This is a genomic window from Photobacterium ganghwense (assembly GCF_003025595.1).
Taxonomy (GTDB): Bacteria; Pseudomonadota; Gammaproteobacteria; order Enterobacterales; family Vibrionaceae; genus Photobacterium; species Photobacterium ganghwense.
On record NZ_PYMI01000002.1, the window covers coordinates 784,323 to 798,767 of the forward strand.

At 49.2% G+C, this 14,445-nt stretch carries 12 protein-coding genes; 9 read left to right on the top strand and 3 right to left on the bottom strand.

What is annotated here, in order from left to right; genetic code table 11:
* Positions 1 to 94 precede the first annotated feature (94 nt).
* The 4 genes from C9I92_RS09330 to C9I92_RS09345 all read left to right on the top strand — a co-directional run bounded on the left by C9I92_RS09330 (position 95) and on the right by C9I92_RS09345 (position 4,596).
* A complete protein-coding gene (locus tag C9I92_RS09330; RefSeq protein WP_047884569.1) occupies positions 95 to 1,300 on the top strand; it encodes a NupC/NupG family nucleoside CNT transporter in 1,206 nt (401 codons plus the stop codon).
* A gap of 495 nt (positions 1,301 to 1,795) precedes the next feature.
* A complete protein-coding gene (locus C9I92_RS09335) occupies positions 1,796 to 2,323 on the top strand; it encodes an NADPH-dependent FMN reductase (RefSeq protein WP_047884568.1) in 528 nt (175 codons plus the stop codon).
* A gap of 603 nt (positions 2,324 to 2,926) precedes the next feature.
* Positions 2,927 to 3,163, top strand: a complete 237-nt coding sequence (locus C9I92_RS09340; protein ID WP_242551958.1) for a hypothetical protein — start codon at positions 2,927 to 2,929, stop codon at positions 3,161 to 3,163.
* An 8-nt stretch (positions 3,164 to 3,171) separates the two neighbouring features.
* A complete protein-coding gene (locus C9I92_RS09345) occupies positions 3,172 to 4,596 on the top strand; it encodes a hypothetical protein (RefSeq protein WP_047884567.1) in 1,425 nt (474 codons plus the stop codon).
* Positions 4,597 to 4,741: 145 nt separating this feature from the next.
* On the opposite strand, the gene C9I92_RS09350 is transcribed toward C9I92_RS09345, so the two are convergent.
* Positions 4,742 to 5,179: a GlcG/HbpS family heme-binding protein gene (locus C9I92_RS09350; protein WP_047884566.1), complete on the bottom strand. Its 438-nt coding sequence runs from the start codon at positions 5,177 to 5,179 to the stop codon at positions 4,742 to 4,744.
* 23 nt (positions 5,180 to 5,202) lie between these two features.
* Complete coding sequence (aceB, locus tag C9I92_RS09355; protein WP_047884565.1) at positions 5,203 to 6,828, bottom strand: malate synthase A; 1,626 nt, start codon at positions 6,826 to 6,828, stop codon at positions 5,203 to 5,205.
* 317 nt (positions 6,829 to 7,145) lie between these two features.
* Here aceB and gcl point away from each other — a divergent pair, with 317 nt between their 5' ends.
* The 5 genes from gcl (at position 7,146) to C9I92_RS09380 (ending at position 13,465) form a co-directional block, all read left to right on the top strand.
* Complete coding sequence (gene gcl / locus C9I92_RS09360) at positions 7,146 to 8,939, top strand: glyoxylate carboligase (protein ID WP_047884564.1); 1,794 nt, start codon at positions 7,146 to 7,148, stop codon at positions 8,937 to 8,939.
* Positions 8,940 to 9,190: 251 nt separating this feature from the next.
* Positions 9,191 to 9,967: a hydroxypyruvate isomerase gene (hyi, locus tag C9I92_RS09365; RefSeq protein ID WP_047884563.1), complete on the top strand. Its 777-nt coding sequence runs from the start codon at positions 9,191 to 9,193 to the stop codon at positions 9,965 to 9,967.
* 75 nt (positions 9,968 to 10,042) lie between these two features.
* Positions 10,043 to 10,942 (top strand): 2-hydroxy-3-oxopropionate reductase, encoded by a 900-nt coding sequence (locus tag C9I92_RS09370; protein ID WP_047884562.1) that lies wholly within the window; start codon positions 10,043 to 10,045, stop codon positions 10,940 to 10,942.
* Positions 10,943 to 11,186: 244 nt separating this feature from the next.
* Positions 11,187 to 12,581, top strand: a complete 1,395-nt coding sequence (locus tag C9I92_RS09375; protein ID WP_047884561.1) for a glycerate kinase type-2 family protein — start codon at positions 11,187 to 11,189, stop codon at positions 12,579 to 12,581.
* 263 nt (positions 12,582 to 12,844) lie between these two features.
* Complete coding sequence (locus tag C9I92_RS09380; RefSeq protein ID WP_047884560.1) at positions 12,845 to 13,465, top strand: TetR/AcrR family transcriptional regulator; 621 nt, start codon at positions 12,845 to 12,847, stop codon at positions 13,463 to 13,465.
* A gap of 182 nt (positions 13,466 to 13,647) precedes the next feature.
* On the opposite strand, the gene C9I92_RS09385 is transcribed toward C9I92_RS09380, so the two are convergent.
* Entirely contained in the window at positions 13,648 to 14,265 is a 618-nt protein-coding gene (locus tag C9I92_RS09385) for an HAD family hydrolase (protein ID WP_047884559.1), read from the bottom strand.
* Between the last annotated feature and the right edge of the window lie 180 nt (positions 14,266 to 14,445).

The window sequence follows — 14,445 nt, forward strand, 5'->3', positions numbered from 1 at the left end:
GAAACTCAGTAACAAACCGGCAGCAAAAGGATCTTGAAGGCAAACCTTTGCGCTATAGAATGCGCCGCTTCTTCATTGAACGTAAGGTTTTACTATGTCTTCCCTCTTCGGTATTGCTGCGATTCTGCTGTTTGCATACCTGCTATCGACAGATCGCCGGAATATTCCGCTGAAAACGGTCAGTCTGGCTTTCACCCTTCAGGTGTTGTTTGCCTTACTGGTGCTTTACGTACCCGCCGGTAAGGAAGCACTCAGCCAGGTTACTTCTGCGGTCTCCAGCGTAATCGATTATGGTCAGCAAGGGATTTCATTTCTGTTTGGTGGTCTGGCTACAGGCAGTGTCGGGTTCGTTTTTGCCGTTAATGTTCTTGGTATCATCATCTTTTTCTCCGCTTTGATCTCTGCCCTGTACCATATCGGTCTGATGCCAAAAGTCATTAATGTGATTGGCGGCGGGCTGCAACGTTTTCTGGGTACCGGACGTGCCGAATCGCTGTCGGCCACCGCGAATATTTTTGTCGGTATGGTAGAAGCGCCGCTGGTGATCAAACCGTATTTGCAAAAAATGAGTGATTCTCAGTTTTTTGCTGTCATGACCTGCGGTCTGGCCTCTGTAGCCGGCGGCACGTTGGTGGGGTATGCCTCTCTGGGTGTTGAACTGAATTTCCTGATCGCTGCCGCGTTTATGTCAGCACCGGCAGGTTTGCTAATGGCAAAAATGATGGTTCCGCCATCCGCTGAACAGAGCGGGGATGACGAAGTAACCTCGGTTGAGATTCCACGCGCCACCAACGTGGTGGAAGCGCTGGCGGATGGCGCAATTGCAGGCCTTCGTTTAGCGGTGACCGTTGGTGCGACCCTGCTCGCATTCATCAGTGTTATTGCCCTGCTGAATGGGTTACTGGGAGCGGCCGGTGATCTGTTCGGTCTGTCTCTGAGTTTTGAAAAGTTGCTGGGCTACGTATTCGCGCCGGTCGCTTTTTTACTGGGTGTTCCCTGGAATGAAGCCAGCATTGCCGGCTCACTGATTGGCAATAAGATTGTGGTCAATGAGTTCGTGGCATTTATTCAGATGATGGAAGTGAAAGATCAGCTGAGTGAGCACTCTCAGGCAATTGTGACTTTCGCGCTGTGTGGTTTTGCCAATATTGGTACGATGGCCATTTTGATTGGCGGCCTTGGCAGTATGGTTCCTGAACGTCGCTCATACATTTCTAAAATGGGCTTCCGTGCAATTGCGGCAGGCGTACTGGCTAACCTGATGAGTGCTGCGGTGGCCGGAGCCATTTTGTCTTTCTGATTTACACCGCTCCAACCCGTTAATACGTTAAACCAGAAAGGGCCTTCGGGCCCTTTTTTGTGCCTCTCGAACGGGTGTTGAGCCGATAGGCGTTCGCAAAGCCTGCTGGATTAAATGATTACGTTATGTACTTAGGTGAAGTAGCTATTCTGATGGAGTAGCCGTTCAGATGGGGACAGGGAGCCAGGGCTTACGTCTGCCACACTGTAAATCGTGTCAGCTTACCGTTCAGCAGTATGTCTCAAACCAGAGGCTCCAACAGTGAAAATATAATCTGTGTTGCATATTTCCTTTTAAGTAAACTTAAAAATTTACTTAATCGATGGGTTTTGGTAGCGTGAGTATTAAGAAGAGCTGCAACAGCGTTGTGGAACGAACCGTGTGCTCCCAATGGGTACCGGTTATCTGATACCACCTTGCGTTAATGAGGTTGAATCGGGGCCTGTGGCTCAATCAAGACAGAGATTAATGCGGAACGATGAAAAGGATATCTGGATGAAAGTTATTGCTTTTGCTGCAACAAACAGCACGACATCTATCAACAAACAACTGGTTAGCTATGCGGTATCGCTCCTCGGTAATGTTGAGGTGGAGCTGCTGGATCTGAATGACTATGAAATGCCGCTATACAGCGAAGATCGGGAAAAAGCGACGGGTCACCCAGAACTGGCCAAGCAGTTTTTGAACAAACTGAATGATGCCGACGCCATTATCATTTCATTTGCTGAACATAACGGATCTTACTCTGTGGCTTATAAGAACGTTTTTGACTGGTGTTCTCGTATTCAGCATAAGGTGTATCAAGGCAAACCTATGGTACTGCTGGCAACGTCACCGGGAGCGGGTGGTGCACAGAGTGTACTGGCGGCGGCAAATGGCTCAATGCCATATTTTGGGGCTGAGGTGAAAGCGTCCTTGTCAGTACCGAATTTTTTTGACAATTTCGACACCGAAAACCAGCGCATGATCAATCCTGAATGGGATGACCGACTACATTCTGCAATGCAACAACTGTTAGCCTAATGCAATTCCTGTCACGCTGTTGTGAACGATGATCACGACATAACCGTTCCAGGTGTTGGATGCTGAACTTTAGCGGCTGCTTTGATTCACCCCCTCAGTTTCATCTGTTGACGGCGGTGATGAATAGCAGCCGTTGGTATAAAGAGCAGCAATCCATAGTCTCGAATTACGACAAGAGGAACGGGAAAATATAAGAACTATTTTATATGTCATATTTTCTCTTTGTTATTTTTAAAAGTTAAATAATTACAACTACCGTTGATTCAGTCACACTCATTACAATAAATATATTTATCAGAATGCGAATTGCTTCTTATTTGACAGTTTATTTCAAAAGGTTTCAAAATATTTTAAATTATTTACTTTTATTTATCTGTCTGAATATTAAGGATTTTAAACCAGTTTCTTCATACCAAATGACTAACTCAAACATCATTGTGGCCAAATATTGCTCAGTTGTGTGTTGAGACTTTTAGTCAACCTTATATAATTCCGCCGTACACAACACTGTTTTATACGATAGAGTTTTAAACACTATTCCCCATTTTTATTCCAGCTTGTCAAAGCGGAAGGTCGTTCTTTGCCTGCGATTTGGAATCCATTATGAAATTATTGAAATTACACTTGCTGCCTGTTTTAGTACTCGGCCTGACCGCCTGTGGGGGAGGGAGCGGAGATGACACACCTTCGCAACCTACAGTGGACAGCGGATCACGTGCTCCGCATGGATATAAGATGACGCTGAATATTGATCAGAATGATCTACAGGCGCTGCAGAACGTGAAATATGCCTCCAATGGTGGTGCGGGGATCTCTACGCCGGATAATTTCAAAAAATAGGTAATATGATGAAAAAATTGATTATTGGCTCGGCAGTATTGGCTGTCTGCACGCAAGTCAATGCGGCTCCATCAGTTCAAGGTTATTACCAGGCGAAAGAGCTGATTACGTATACCACGGAAAAAATTCAGCAGAACAAAGCGGAATTTTTCATGCTCGACTTTGCATTGACGAAACCGGCTCAGTCACAACCGCTGTGGATTACCTCCAATGATGCGTTGGGATATTTCCAGGCTAACAATACTGATGTAAACGAGGATGAGTTTACGCGGATTTTGACTAAAGTCAGTCCGAATGGTCTTCAGGATCAGTCTGTCTGTCGGGTCGATAGTCAGGGTACTCAGGTTGCTTATTTTGCTAATGGTCGTGATAACTGCTCCGAACATTATGAGCAGCAGCCAATGGCTATGAGTAAAAAAGGCAACAAAGTGTCTTTTATGCGTCGTTGGGATTTCGACAATAATCAGCCGCATTTTGATATTCAAAGTTACGATTACACTGATCAGTCTGAAACATTGACCCTGGACTATCTGCTGCAATTTGAAGGGCGCTGGATTGGTACAGTTGTGCGTATAAACAAAAGCGAAACAACTCTTAGTTCAGGGGAAAAGACACCCACATACGATGTGGCTAGTTATGGGTATTCCGGCCCGCGATCAGGAATACTCTCAGGTGGCGAAAGCTTACTTTACAGTGAAACGCCGTACTATCTCTCAGACAGTGAAGAAGATACTGCGCAAGGTTCGTCGGCAAAACATTTAGTTAACACCCGTTTCTATACCGTCAGCCTTGTGGATGCGGACTATCGTGGGCGCAATCTGGTTACAACGAGTCCGACTTACCAGATCAACCGGGATTTCGTAAAAGCATATACTCTGGAAAATGGAAAAACGGCGTATTTTGTGTCTGATCCGCAAACGTTCCGAATAGATCAATCGCTGACAGGCCCTTACGACAGCGGGGTATATATGGATGAAACCCCGTATGATCCTGAACGCGGCACAGATGCTGCCAGTAGCGGTGAATGGGTAAGCCATGCGTTCAATAACACGCACCATCTTGTTAGTTTCAGCCCGACATACTGCATGATAGAAGATATCGCCAAGGATCGCCCGGTGACCTCATATCTCACCCAAGACGGAACAGGTTCATGGCTACCGTCAATGTATGATTGTAAGCAGCATGAAAACGGGACGGTGCCGAAAGTGTATACCCATTTCATCAACAGCAACGGCGATGAGTTTCCGGTGACGGCATATAAACAGAGCGCCAAAGATATTTTGTATGTGCGTAATCAGCATCCACAGGGAGAAGAGGAGCTGTTGACACCTAGTGAGGTGACTCAACTGGTAAATTCATCCCGTTATCAGGAACTGAAAGCTGAGTTGAGTCAGCGGTTTCGTTGGTCGGAGCCATACAGTATTCTGTATTAAGACGCGTGCGGAGATTAAGTCAGAAACAAAAAAGGTCGCCGAGGCGACCTTTTTTGTACGTCTGTTTTACGGACTCGGCATGCCGGATTGCTTGGCATCTGCTGATTGCCGAACTTGTACATCCGGAAAGTGCCTCCGTAATGGCTCAGGCGGCTGTTTCATCGCTGTACAAGTCAGCAAATCCGATACCATTGATGGCGCATTGTTCATCAATGTCAGAGAGATCACCACTTACACCAACTGCCCCCAGTACCGTTTTACTGGCATCTCGAATCAGCAGACCGCCGGGTACCGGCACCATATTGCCGTGAGCCAGAACGTTTACGGCAGAAATAAACGCGGGACGAGTGTCTGCATCTTGCGCCAGCTTACGTGATGAGCAACCCAGCGCCAGCGCTCCCCAGGCTTTTGCGATGGCAATGTCCGGGCGCATCATGCTGGCCCCATCCTGCCGTTGCAGAGTGATCAATTTTCCTCCGCTGTCGAGCACCGCGACGGTAAGTGGTGCGCAGTTGCACTGTTTACCGGCCTGAAATGTGCCATCAATAATGGCTAACGCTTGTTGTAGACTTAAACTTCCCATGTTAACTCCTGATTTTTGTTAACTTAGGCTGCTCCTTTCAGCAGCGCATAACTTGGTAGAGTCAGGAAGTTGGCAAATTCGTCAGCTGTAGACAGTTTATAAAAAAGGTCAGCGGTTTCTTCAAACCGTCCGGCAGCATAACGAGGCTCACCAACTTCCTGTTTTATGGTATCCAGCTCTTGGTAGAGCCAGGTGTGAAAAAGTTCTGCGGTAAAACGCTGGCCATCGTCCAGCGTTACGCCGTGATGGATCCATTGCCAGATATTGGCGCGGGAAATTTCTGCTGTCGCAGCATCCTCCATCAGGCCGTAAATTGGCACGCAGCCCATGCCCTGAATCCAGGCTTCGATGTAGTAAAGGGCGATGCGAATATTTTTTCTGACCCCAGCTTCATCTCGGGAACCCTGGCAAGGCTGGAGCAGTAGCTCGGCAGAAATCGGGCTTTCTGGACTCTGGAAGTTGAGCTGATTCTTCTGTCCGTTCAGGTGTGCGTCGAAAACGGACATGGCCAGATCGACTAACGCCGGATGTGCGACCCACGTACCATCGTGGCCATTACGGGCTTCACGCTCTTTATCGTCGATGACTTTGGCGGTGACTTTTTCCATCTCAGCAGGATCTTTAGCCGGAATGAAAGCAGACATTCCGCCCATCGCCAGTGCGCCTCGTTCATGGCAGGTACGCACAAGTAACTGGCTATAGGCTTTGAGGAATGGCTGATCCATGCCAACGCCGTGGCGATCCGGTAGGATCCGGTCGGTATGATTTTTCAGGGTCTTGATGTAACTGAAAATGTAGTCCCAGCGGCCACAGTTCATGGCGACGATGTGATCCTTCATCGCATACAGCATTTCTTCCATCTGGAAAACGGCCGGTAGGGTTTCAATCAGCACTGTGGCACGAATTGTGCCCCGTTCTACGCTGAAGTGATCTTCAGTGAAGCGGAATACATCATCCCACCATTGGGCCTCTTCCATGCATTCCAGCTTCGGAATGTAGTAGTAAACGCCCAGGCCTTTTTCGGCACGAACTAGGTAGTTGTGGAAAAAGTACAGGGCAAAATCCATCAGACAGCCGGGAATTGGCTGGCCATTAAAGGTAATTGATTGCTCAGGCAGGTGCAGGCCACGCGGACGAGCAATCAGCAGCGCAGGGTTGGCATTCAGCGAATAGTGTTTATCTTTCTGATTGTCATAGTAGCTGATGGTACCCAAATTGGCATCGCGCAGATTGATCTGTCCCTCAACCATGTTCTGCCAGGTCGGGGAAGATGCATCTTCAAAGCAGCACATGAAAACTTTGGCGCCGGAATTTAGGGCATTGATAACCATTTTGCGGTCAACCGGACCGGTGATCTCTACCCGGCGGTCTTTCAATGCGTCGGGAAGGGCTGCGACTTTCCAGCTTTTATCTTCACGAATTGCTTTTGTGTCTTCACGAAAATCCGGTAATTCACCGGCATCAAATCGTTTTTGTTTACGTTCGCGCTCAGTCAGTAACTGATTGCGTCGTTCGCCAAACTCACTCACCAGCAAGCATAAAAAATTCAGCGCCTCTGAAGAGAGGATTTGTTGGTATTGACTGTCGGCGGTACATCCTCGTACTTCCAAGCAGGCACTCAAGGCTCTGTCCGTATTTTCTGTAAGCATGTTTTTATCGTCTCCTTTAAACAATATCTTACGATTTTGTGTACAAAAAATAAGATACGTAAATACTTATATTGGAATTTATGTAAACAATCAAAGGTTATTTTAACAATCTTGTTTCATTTTAAAAAGGGCAAAAAATATTTTTATCAACGAGATGTAAAATTAATCGCTGCAAAGACAGGGGCTTACCGCTGTTGGGGTGAAAAAGAAATGGCGTTGTTGTTAAGAAAATGTTTTTTCGAGGGTTGCGAAATTCTGTATATCAGCCATAGTACACAAAATGATTGAAAATTGTATACAATGAAATGGAGGTCTGAATGGCAAAGATGAAAGCAATCGAAGCCGCGGTTGAAGTACTGAAACGTGAAGGGGTAGATATCGCCTTTGGTGTTCCCGGTGCGGCAATTAACCCTATGTATGCGGCAATGAAAAAATTGGGGGGCATTGATCATGTTCTGGCCCGTCACGTAGAAGGGGCATCCCACATGGCGGAAGGGTATACCCGTACGTCAGCAGGTAACATCGGTGTATGTATAGGTACGTCAGGTCCGGCGGGGACAGACATGATTACCGGTCTGTATTCGGCCACGGCAGATTCTATTCCGATTTTGTGTATTACCGGCCAGGCACCACGTGCCCGACTGCACAAAGAAGATTTTCAGGCCGTGGACATTGAGTCTATCGCTCAGCCTGTCACTAAGTGGGCGACCACAGTACTGGAACCGGCTCAGGTACCGCGAGCTTTCCAGAAAGCATTCCACCTGATGCGTTCAGGCCGTCCTGGCCCGGTGCTGATTGACCTGCCGATTGATGTGCAGTTGGCGGAAATTGAGTTTGATATTGACAGTTACGAACCACTAGAAGCCTATAAGCCGCAGGCTACCCGTGCGCAGGTTGAGAAAGCCCTGGCGATGTTGAGTGCTGCGGATAAACCAGTGATTGTCGCCGGTGGCGGGATCATCAATGCGGACGCATCTGATCTTTTGCAGCAATTTGCTGAAATTACCGGTGTTCCTGTTATTCCGACCCTGATGGGCTGGGGCTCGATTCCGGACGATCACGAGTTAATGGTCGGTATGGTGGGTCTGCAAACGGCACACCGTTACGGTAACGAAACACTGCTCAATGCTGATTTTGTCATGGGCATTGGCAACCGATGGGCAAACCGTCATACCGGCTCTTTGGATGTGTACACCGAAGGCCGCAAGTTTGTTCACATTGATATTGAACCCACTCAGATTGGTCGGGTGTTCTGTCCGGATCTGGGGATTGTTTCTGATGCGAAGGCCGCACTTGAATTGCTGGTGGACGTTGCTCGCGAATGGCGTGCTGCCGGGAAACTGGCTGACCGCAGTCAGTGGGTTGGGGAATGTCAGGCGCGTAAATCCACGATGCTGCGCAAAACCCATTTTACTGATACCCCGATTAAACCAATGCGCGTCTATGAGGAGATGAACAAAGTCTTTGGCCGTGATACCTGCTACGTCAGCACAATCGGTCTGTCGCAAATTGCCGCAGCCCAATTCCTGCATGTGTACAAACCGCGCCATTGGATTAACTGTGGTCAGGCTGGCCCGCTGGGCTGGACAACACCTGCAGCATTGGGAGTGAAAGCAGCGGATCCGAGCCGTGATGTGGTGGCTATCTCCGGTGACTATGACTTCCAGTTCATGATTGAAGAACTGGCGGTAGGGGCGCAGTTCAATCTGCCGTACATCCATGTGCTGGTGAATAACTCCTACCTGGGGCTGATTCGTCAGGCTCAACGTCAGTTCGATATCGATTACTGTGTTCAGCTGGCCTTTGAGAACCAGAACGCACCAGAGCTTAATGGCTATGGGGTCGATCACGTCACGGTGGTGGAAGGTCTGGGCTGTAAAGCCATTCGTGTCACCGATCCGGATCAGTTGCCGACGGCGTTTGCTGAAGCCCGTGAGCTGATGAACAAACACCAAGTGCCGGTTGTGGTGGAAGTCATTCTGGAGCGTGTGACCAATATCGCGATGGGTGTTGAGATTAACGCCATCAATGAGTTTGAAGCGCTGGCTGATAGCATTGCAGATGCTCCAACTGCGCTGGCTCATCAGGCCGGGACGTCTGACCCATCTTGAGCAGCCTGAATATGAGTTGGATTGCAAGTTTAGAAAGTTAGAAAGGTAAGTGGCTGCGGACTCTTTGTTTGGGCAGCCGCTGCCAGGAACGGCTCTCTTAACGTTGACTGGCCAACTCAGGAAATAGCGTTCCCACGCTGACAATATCGTACTTTGCTGGTCACGATAACCGGCAAAGTACCGGACTTGCTTAGAAGCAGTGGCTCAGTGGTAGAGCCACAGAAATGGATACACATTTTAAGGACAGAACCATGCCAAAATTTGCTGCAAACTTATCCATGCTGTTTACCGAACATGCTTTTCTGGATCGCTTTGAAGCCGCCGCAAAAGCCGGGTTTGACGGGGTTGAATACCTGTTTCCTTACGATTTCCCGGCGGAAGAAATTAAAGCTCGACTGTCAGAATACCACTTGCAACAAGTGCTTTTTAATCTGCCTGCAGGTGACTGGGATGCCGGCGAGCGCGGGATAGCGGTTGACCCGTCTCGGGTACAAGCATTTCGCGATGGTGTACCAAAAGCGATCGCGTATGCCAAAGCGCTGGGCTGCACTCAGGTCAACTGTCTGGCCGGTATTGTGCCGCAAGGTGTCAGTGCACAGGAGGCACATCGTACTTTTGTCGACAACCTGCGTTTTGCTTCTCAGGCGCTGGAAGCCGAAGGTATTCGTCTGGTGATTGAAGCCATTAATACCCGTGATATTCCGGGGTTTTTCCTGAACACAACTGAGCAGGGGAAAGCCGTGATTGCAGAGGTGGGCAGCACTAATCTTTCACTACAGTACGACATATATCACATGCAGATCATGGAAGGGGATCTGGCAACCACCCTGACTGATAACTTGGTGCAGATTGGACACGTACAGCTGGCAGATAACCCTGGTCGCCATGAACCGGGTACCGGTGAAATCAACTACCCGTTCGTGCTGAGCCACTTGGACTCGCTGGGGTATGAAGGGTGGGTCGGCTGCGAATACAAACCGAAAACGACCACGCTGGAAGGACTCAACTGGCTGAATCAGTACCGCTAGTCTGGCAATACAGCCACAGTACATCATCGGATTTCAGTGAGTTCGGAATACATTCAAGATTAAGGAGAATTAGGGATGAAAATCGCATTTATCGGTACCGGTATCATGGGTAAACCTATGGCGGAAAATCTGCAAAAAGCCGGTCATACACTGGTACTGTCGGATCACTACAGTAAGCCACCACAGGATCTGGTCGACGCGGGTGCACTGGTTTGCCGGACACCGAGCGAAGCCGCCAAGATTGCCGACGTGGTCGTTCTGATGGTGCCAAACACACCACAGGTGGAAGCGGTGCTGTTTGGTGAAAACGGCATTGAGCAGGGTATTCAGGCCAGTGGTGATGCGACCAGCAAGCTGGTCATCGACATGAGTTCGATTTCCCCAATTGCCACCAAAGAATTTGCTGCTCGCATCAAAGAAAGCGGGGCACAGTATCTGGATGCGCCGGTATCCGGTGGCGAAGTGGGCGCGATTAACGGTACGCTGAGTATCATGGTCGGCGGTGCTCAAGCGGCGTTTGACAAAGCAGCACCTCTGTTTGACATCATGGGCCAGAACATCACGCTGGTGGGGGATAACGGCGCCGGTCAAACGTGTAAAGTCGCGAACCAGATTATTGTCGCACTGAATATTGAAGCGGTTTCGGAAGCACTGGTGTTTGCCTCTAAGGCAGGAGCGGATCCGGCTCGAGTGCGTGAAGCTCTGCTGGGTGGGTTTGCCAGTTCGAAAATTCTGGAAGTGCATGGTGATCGTATGGTTAAAGGCACCTTTAACCCAGGGTTCAAAATCGCACTGCACCAGAAAGACTTGCGCCTGGCACTGAGCGGAGCTGAAGCATTGGGTGTGTCTTTGCCGAATACAGAGACCGCACAAGTCTTGTTCGACGAGTGTGTGGCACTGGGTGGTGAAAACTGGGACCACTCAGCATTGATTAAGGCCATTGAAAAGCGTGCGGGTCATTCGATTCGCGGCTGATAGCCTGACTATGCTAAAAGGCAGTTAAGCAGGGGCATGCTAAGCTGCCTATCTCGGTGATATCAGAATTCTTACTAAACCGCGCGCTTTTGTCTCCTTTATCGCGCGTTCCCGCTGTCCTGAACGGTACGGGGTCAGGTGTCGGTGAAAACTGGCAGGACTCTGGCATGCAGGCCTGCCGCTGACTGGCAGCGGGATCTTTTCCTCACTCTCTCACGTTTTATCTGTCGACAAGGAGTTGCAGATGGATATCGATGCAAAACAGTTTTTGCGCATACTTTATGACAGTGCAGTAAAGCAGGCTTTGCCGAAAGGCAATATGGCTGCGTATCTGCCGGATACACTTTTTACGCAAGCTGGTAACAAACGCGGGCGAACCGTGGTGATTGGTGCCGGTAAAGCGGCGGCTTCTATGGCACAGGAGCTGGAACTGATCTGGCGGCAGAAGGTGCCAGCAAATCTGTCGTCTGAGGCGTCATCAAAAGCAGTGTCAAAGTTTTCAGCCGCTGCAAAGCAGAGCCATGATTCAGAGACCGTGGTCGAGTCAACGGGGGGCAAGCTGGAAGGGCTGGTTGTGACACGATATGGGCACACAGCTGCGTGTGACATGATTGAAGTCATTGAAGCCTCACACCCGGTGCCGGATGCCATGGGGATGGCAGTCGGTGAGCGTGTGCTTGAGCTGGTGTCTGGTCTGAACGAAGAAGATACCCTGATCTGCCTGATTTCAGGTGGCGGCTCTGCCTTGTTGAGTTTACCGGCTCCGGGCATTACGCTGGCCGAAAAGCAGGCGATCAACAAATCGTTACTTCGTTCCGGTGCGGCGATTGATGAAATGAACTGTGTGCGTAAGCACTTGTCTGCCCTGAAAGGCGGTCGGGTGGCGAAGCTGGCGTATCCTGCTCAGGTGATCACGCTGGCGATTTCGGATGTTCCGGGTGATGACCTGAGCGTGATCGCTTCCGGCCCGACAGTGCCCGACAATACCACTCGCTTTGATGCACTGGCCATTCTGGAACGTTACAAGATCGACATTCCGGCTTCAGCGTTTCAGTGGCTTAATCAGCCGGAGTCTGAAACGGTGAAACCGAATGACCCGTGTTGGTCACGGTGTCAGAACCATCTGATTGCGACCCCACAGCTGGCGCTGGAAGCGGCGGCGGCAGATGCTGAAGGCATGGGGATTCCGGCTTATATTCTCAGTGACAGTATGGAAGGTGAAGCCCGGGATGTCGCCAAAGTGCATGCTGCGTTAGCGCGTCAGATTGTCTCACACCAGCAACCCTTTCAGACACCGTGTGTGCTGATCTCTGGCGGCGAGACTACTGTGACCGTAAAAGGTGAAGGGCGAGGGGGGCGCAACTGCGAATTTTTGCTCAGCTTACTTAACGAGTTAAAAGGGTTACATCGGGTTTATGCCATTGCCGCTGATACAGACGGTATCGATGGCGTTGAAGATAACGCTGGTGCGTGGGTAACCCCCGAAACTTGGGCGAGGGCACAGGCGCTGGAATTGAACCCGGACAGTTACCTCGACAATAACAACAGCTACGCGTTTTTCGAAAAGACGCAGAGCCTTATCTTTACCGGGCCTACGTTAACCAATGTGAACGATTTCCGTGCCATTCTGATCGTGTAACCCGTCCTCGTTGGTGAGGGAGCCACGCCAGTTAAGGGGCTATGCCAGAGTAACCTCATCCTCAGTCACTGAGTTTACGCCTGTCAAACTGGCCTGGCCCCTTCCTTCTGTCAAATGTTTATGTCGGTGTGTTTGTCACACTGACATCATTGATTAAAGACAGAGACAAAGTTGACCTGAGCACCATTTTTACTTCCCTCTCGTTGGTGTTTATCGTTGATTTCTTTAGACTAAATGAATCAAGTTTCAGCCAGGACATGGCAATGACCCGGATCAGGCAAAAAAATCAGGCGCTCATCATTCAGGTCGCTAGTGAGCAGTTTGCAACACACGGTTACTCAGCGACCAAAATGGTGGATATCGCCAGGGCAGCGGATATCCCGAAAGCCAATGTTTTCTATTATTTCAGTTCGAAAGATAAGCTGTATTTTGCCGTGCTGGAAACCGTGACAAAACCTTTGCTGGCAGCGTCGCGCCCCATTGAAGAGTTGGATGACCCGGTTGAAGCTCTGACCCGTTACATTCAGACGAAGCTGATGATTTCCCGTGATCATCCTCATGCATCCCGCGTGTTTGCCAGTGAGGTGATGTCAGGCGGTCAGGCATTGCCGGATGATATTCGTGAAGAGCTGTTTCTACAGTCTCAGATGATCATCGGAAAGTTCACCAGTTGGAGCGAACAGGGGCTGATGGATAAAGTGTCTGCTCATCACCTGATGTTTATGATCTGGTCAGCCACTCAGACATATGCTGATTTCAGCTGGCAGATTTGTAATGTGATGAACAAAAATGCACTCACTCACGACGATTACGATGACGCGGCACAGTTTCTGACCCAATTAGTCATCAAAGGCTGCGGAGTGAAAAGCCACACTCAGGTATGAGTGCGGCTCAGTCATGCCGAGCCACAAAGAGTCTGGCTGCAAAAAATCTGGCAATACAGGAATCCAGCCATCTCTCAAGCTGAATTTTAAGTCCAGTCCGTTCTTCAGCGTTTAAAGCGACATTTGAAAACGTGACAATGGTTTCCGTGCTATCTGCGGTTTAACGTACCATGGAATACTGGTTAAAACGATAAACCGAGAGCCCTCAATGCTTGTTCACACTGCGCCGCGCTCTCAAATTGAATGGCTGTGATACTGACTGATTCTGCTCCTCTGACATTATGTGGCATGTCGTCGATAAAAACAGTCTCCGACGCTGACAAGGCGTGCTGATCTAACAAGGAATGGTAGATTTCAGGCTGAGGTTTTAACAGTCCCAGCTCGGCTGAGACTGTGGCTCCGTCAAAATGTTCCCAGAAGGAATAAGTTGACTGGAGATATTCCACAATCTCGGTCACGTTATCTGTGAGCGCGTAAACACCATAGCCTGCCGCTTTAACTCGCTGGAGTAAGTCTACGGAGCCAAAAAGCAGTATCTGGGTTTGTTTTACGTAGTAAAAGAGGCGTTCACATTCTAATTCAGATAAACCAATCGTTTGTTGGTATTGCTGTTTGGCTTCAGCTTCAGTCAGCAGACCTTTATTCAGGTCTAGCCACGTATCGCTTCTGAAAATCGTGCTACCTAATTGTTCGGGAGATTCTACGTCACCAAAAGTGAGTCGCACAATCTCTTGCGGTGCCCAGCGGACAATGACATTGCCTACATCAAAGACCACGTTCTTAATGCTACTACGTTCCATTTTTACTCCTGTCTCTTAGCCTGCTTGCAAATAAGTTACCGTATTTAATGGGCCTGCATCAGATAGGTATGTCTTGATGCCGCTTTTAGGATGTATCTGGCAAATAGTATGTATCAGCCAAAGAGGGACTTGGAAGGTATGCCGTGGCATCAAAGTCATACATTGATGGTATATGCGACC

Coding starts and splice junctions, on each gene's coding strand:
- hyi (WP_047884563.1), top strand. CDS start 9,191: ATGCCAAAATTTGCTGCAAACTTATCCATGCTGTTTACCGAACATGCT.
- C9I92_RS09340 (WP_242551958.1), top strand. CDS start 2,927: ATGAAATTATTGAAATTACACTTGCTGCCTGTTTTAGTACTCGGCCTG.
- C9I92_RS09375 (WP_047884561.1), top strand. CDS start 11,187: ATGGATATCGATGCAAAACAGTTTTTGCGCATACTTTATGACAGTGCA.
- C9I92_RS09345 (WP_047884567.1), top strand. CDS start 3,172: ATGAAAAAATTGATTATTGGCTCGGCAGTATTGGCTGTCTGCACGCAA.
- C9I92_RS09370 (WP_047884562.1), top strand. CDS start 10,043: ATGAAAATCGCATTTATCGGTACCGGTATCATGGGTAAACCTATGGCG.
- C9I92_RS09330 (WP_047884569.1), top strand. CDS start 95: ATGTCTTCCCTCTTCGGTATTGCTGCGATTCTGCTGTTTGCATACCTG.
- C9I92_RS09380 (WP_047884560.1), top strand. CDS start 12,845: ATGACCCGGATCAGGCAAAAAAATCAGGCGCTCATCATTCAGGTCGCT.
- C9I92_RS09335 (WP_047884568.1), top strand. CDS start 1,796: ATGAAAGTTATTGCTTTTGCTGCAACAAACAGCACGACATCTATCAAC.
- C9I92_RS09350 (WP_047884566.1), bottom strand. CDS start 5,179: ATGGGAAGTTTAAGTCTACAACAAGCGTTAGCCATTATTGATGGCACA.
- aceB (WP_047884565.1), bottom strand. CDS start 6,828: ATGCTTACAGAAAATACGGACAGAGCCTTGAGTGCCTGCTTGGAAGTA.
- C9I92_RS09385 (WP_047884559.1), bottom strand. CDS start 14,265: ATGGAACGTAGTAGCATTAAGAACGTGGTCTTTGATGTAGGCAATGTC.
- gcl (WP_047884564.1), top strand. CDS start 7,146: ATGGCAAAGATGAAAGCAATCGAAGCCGCGGTTGAAGTACTGAAACGT.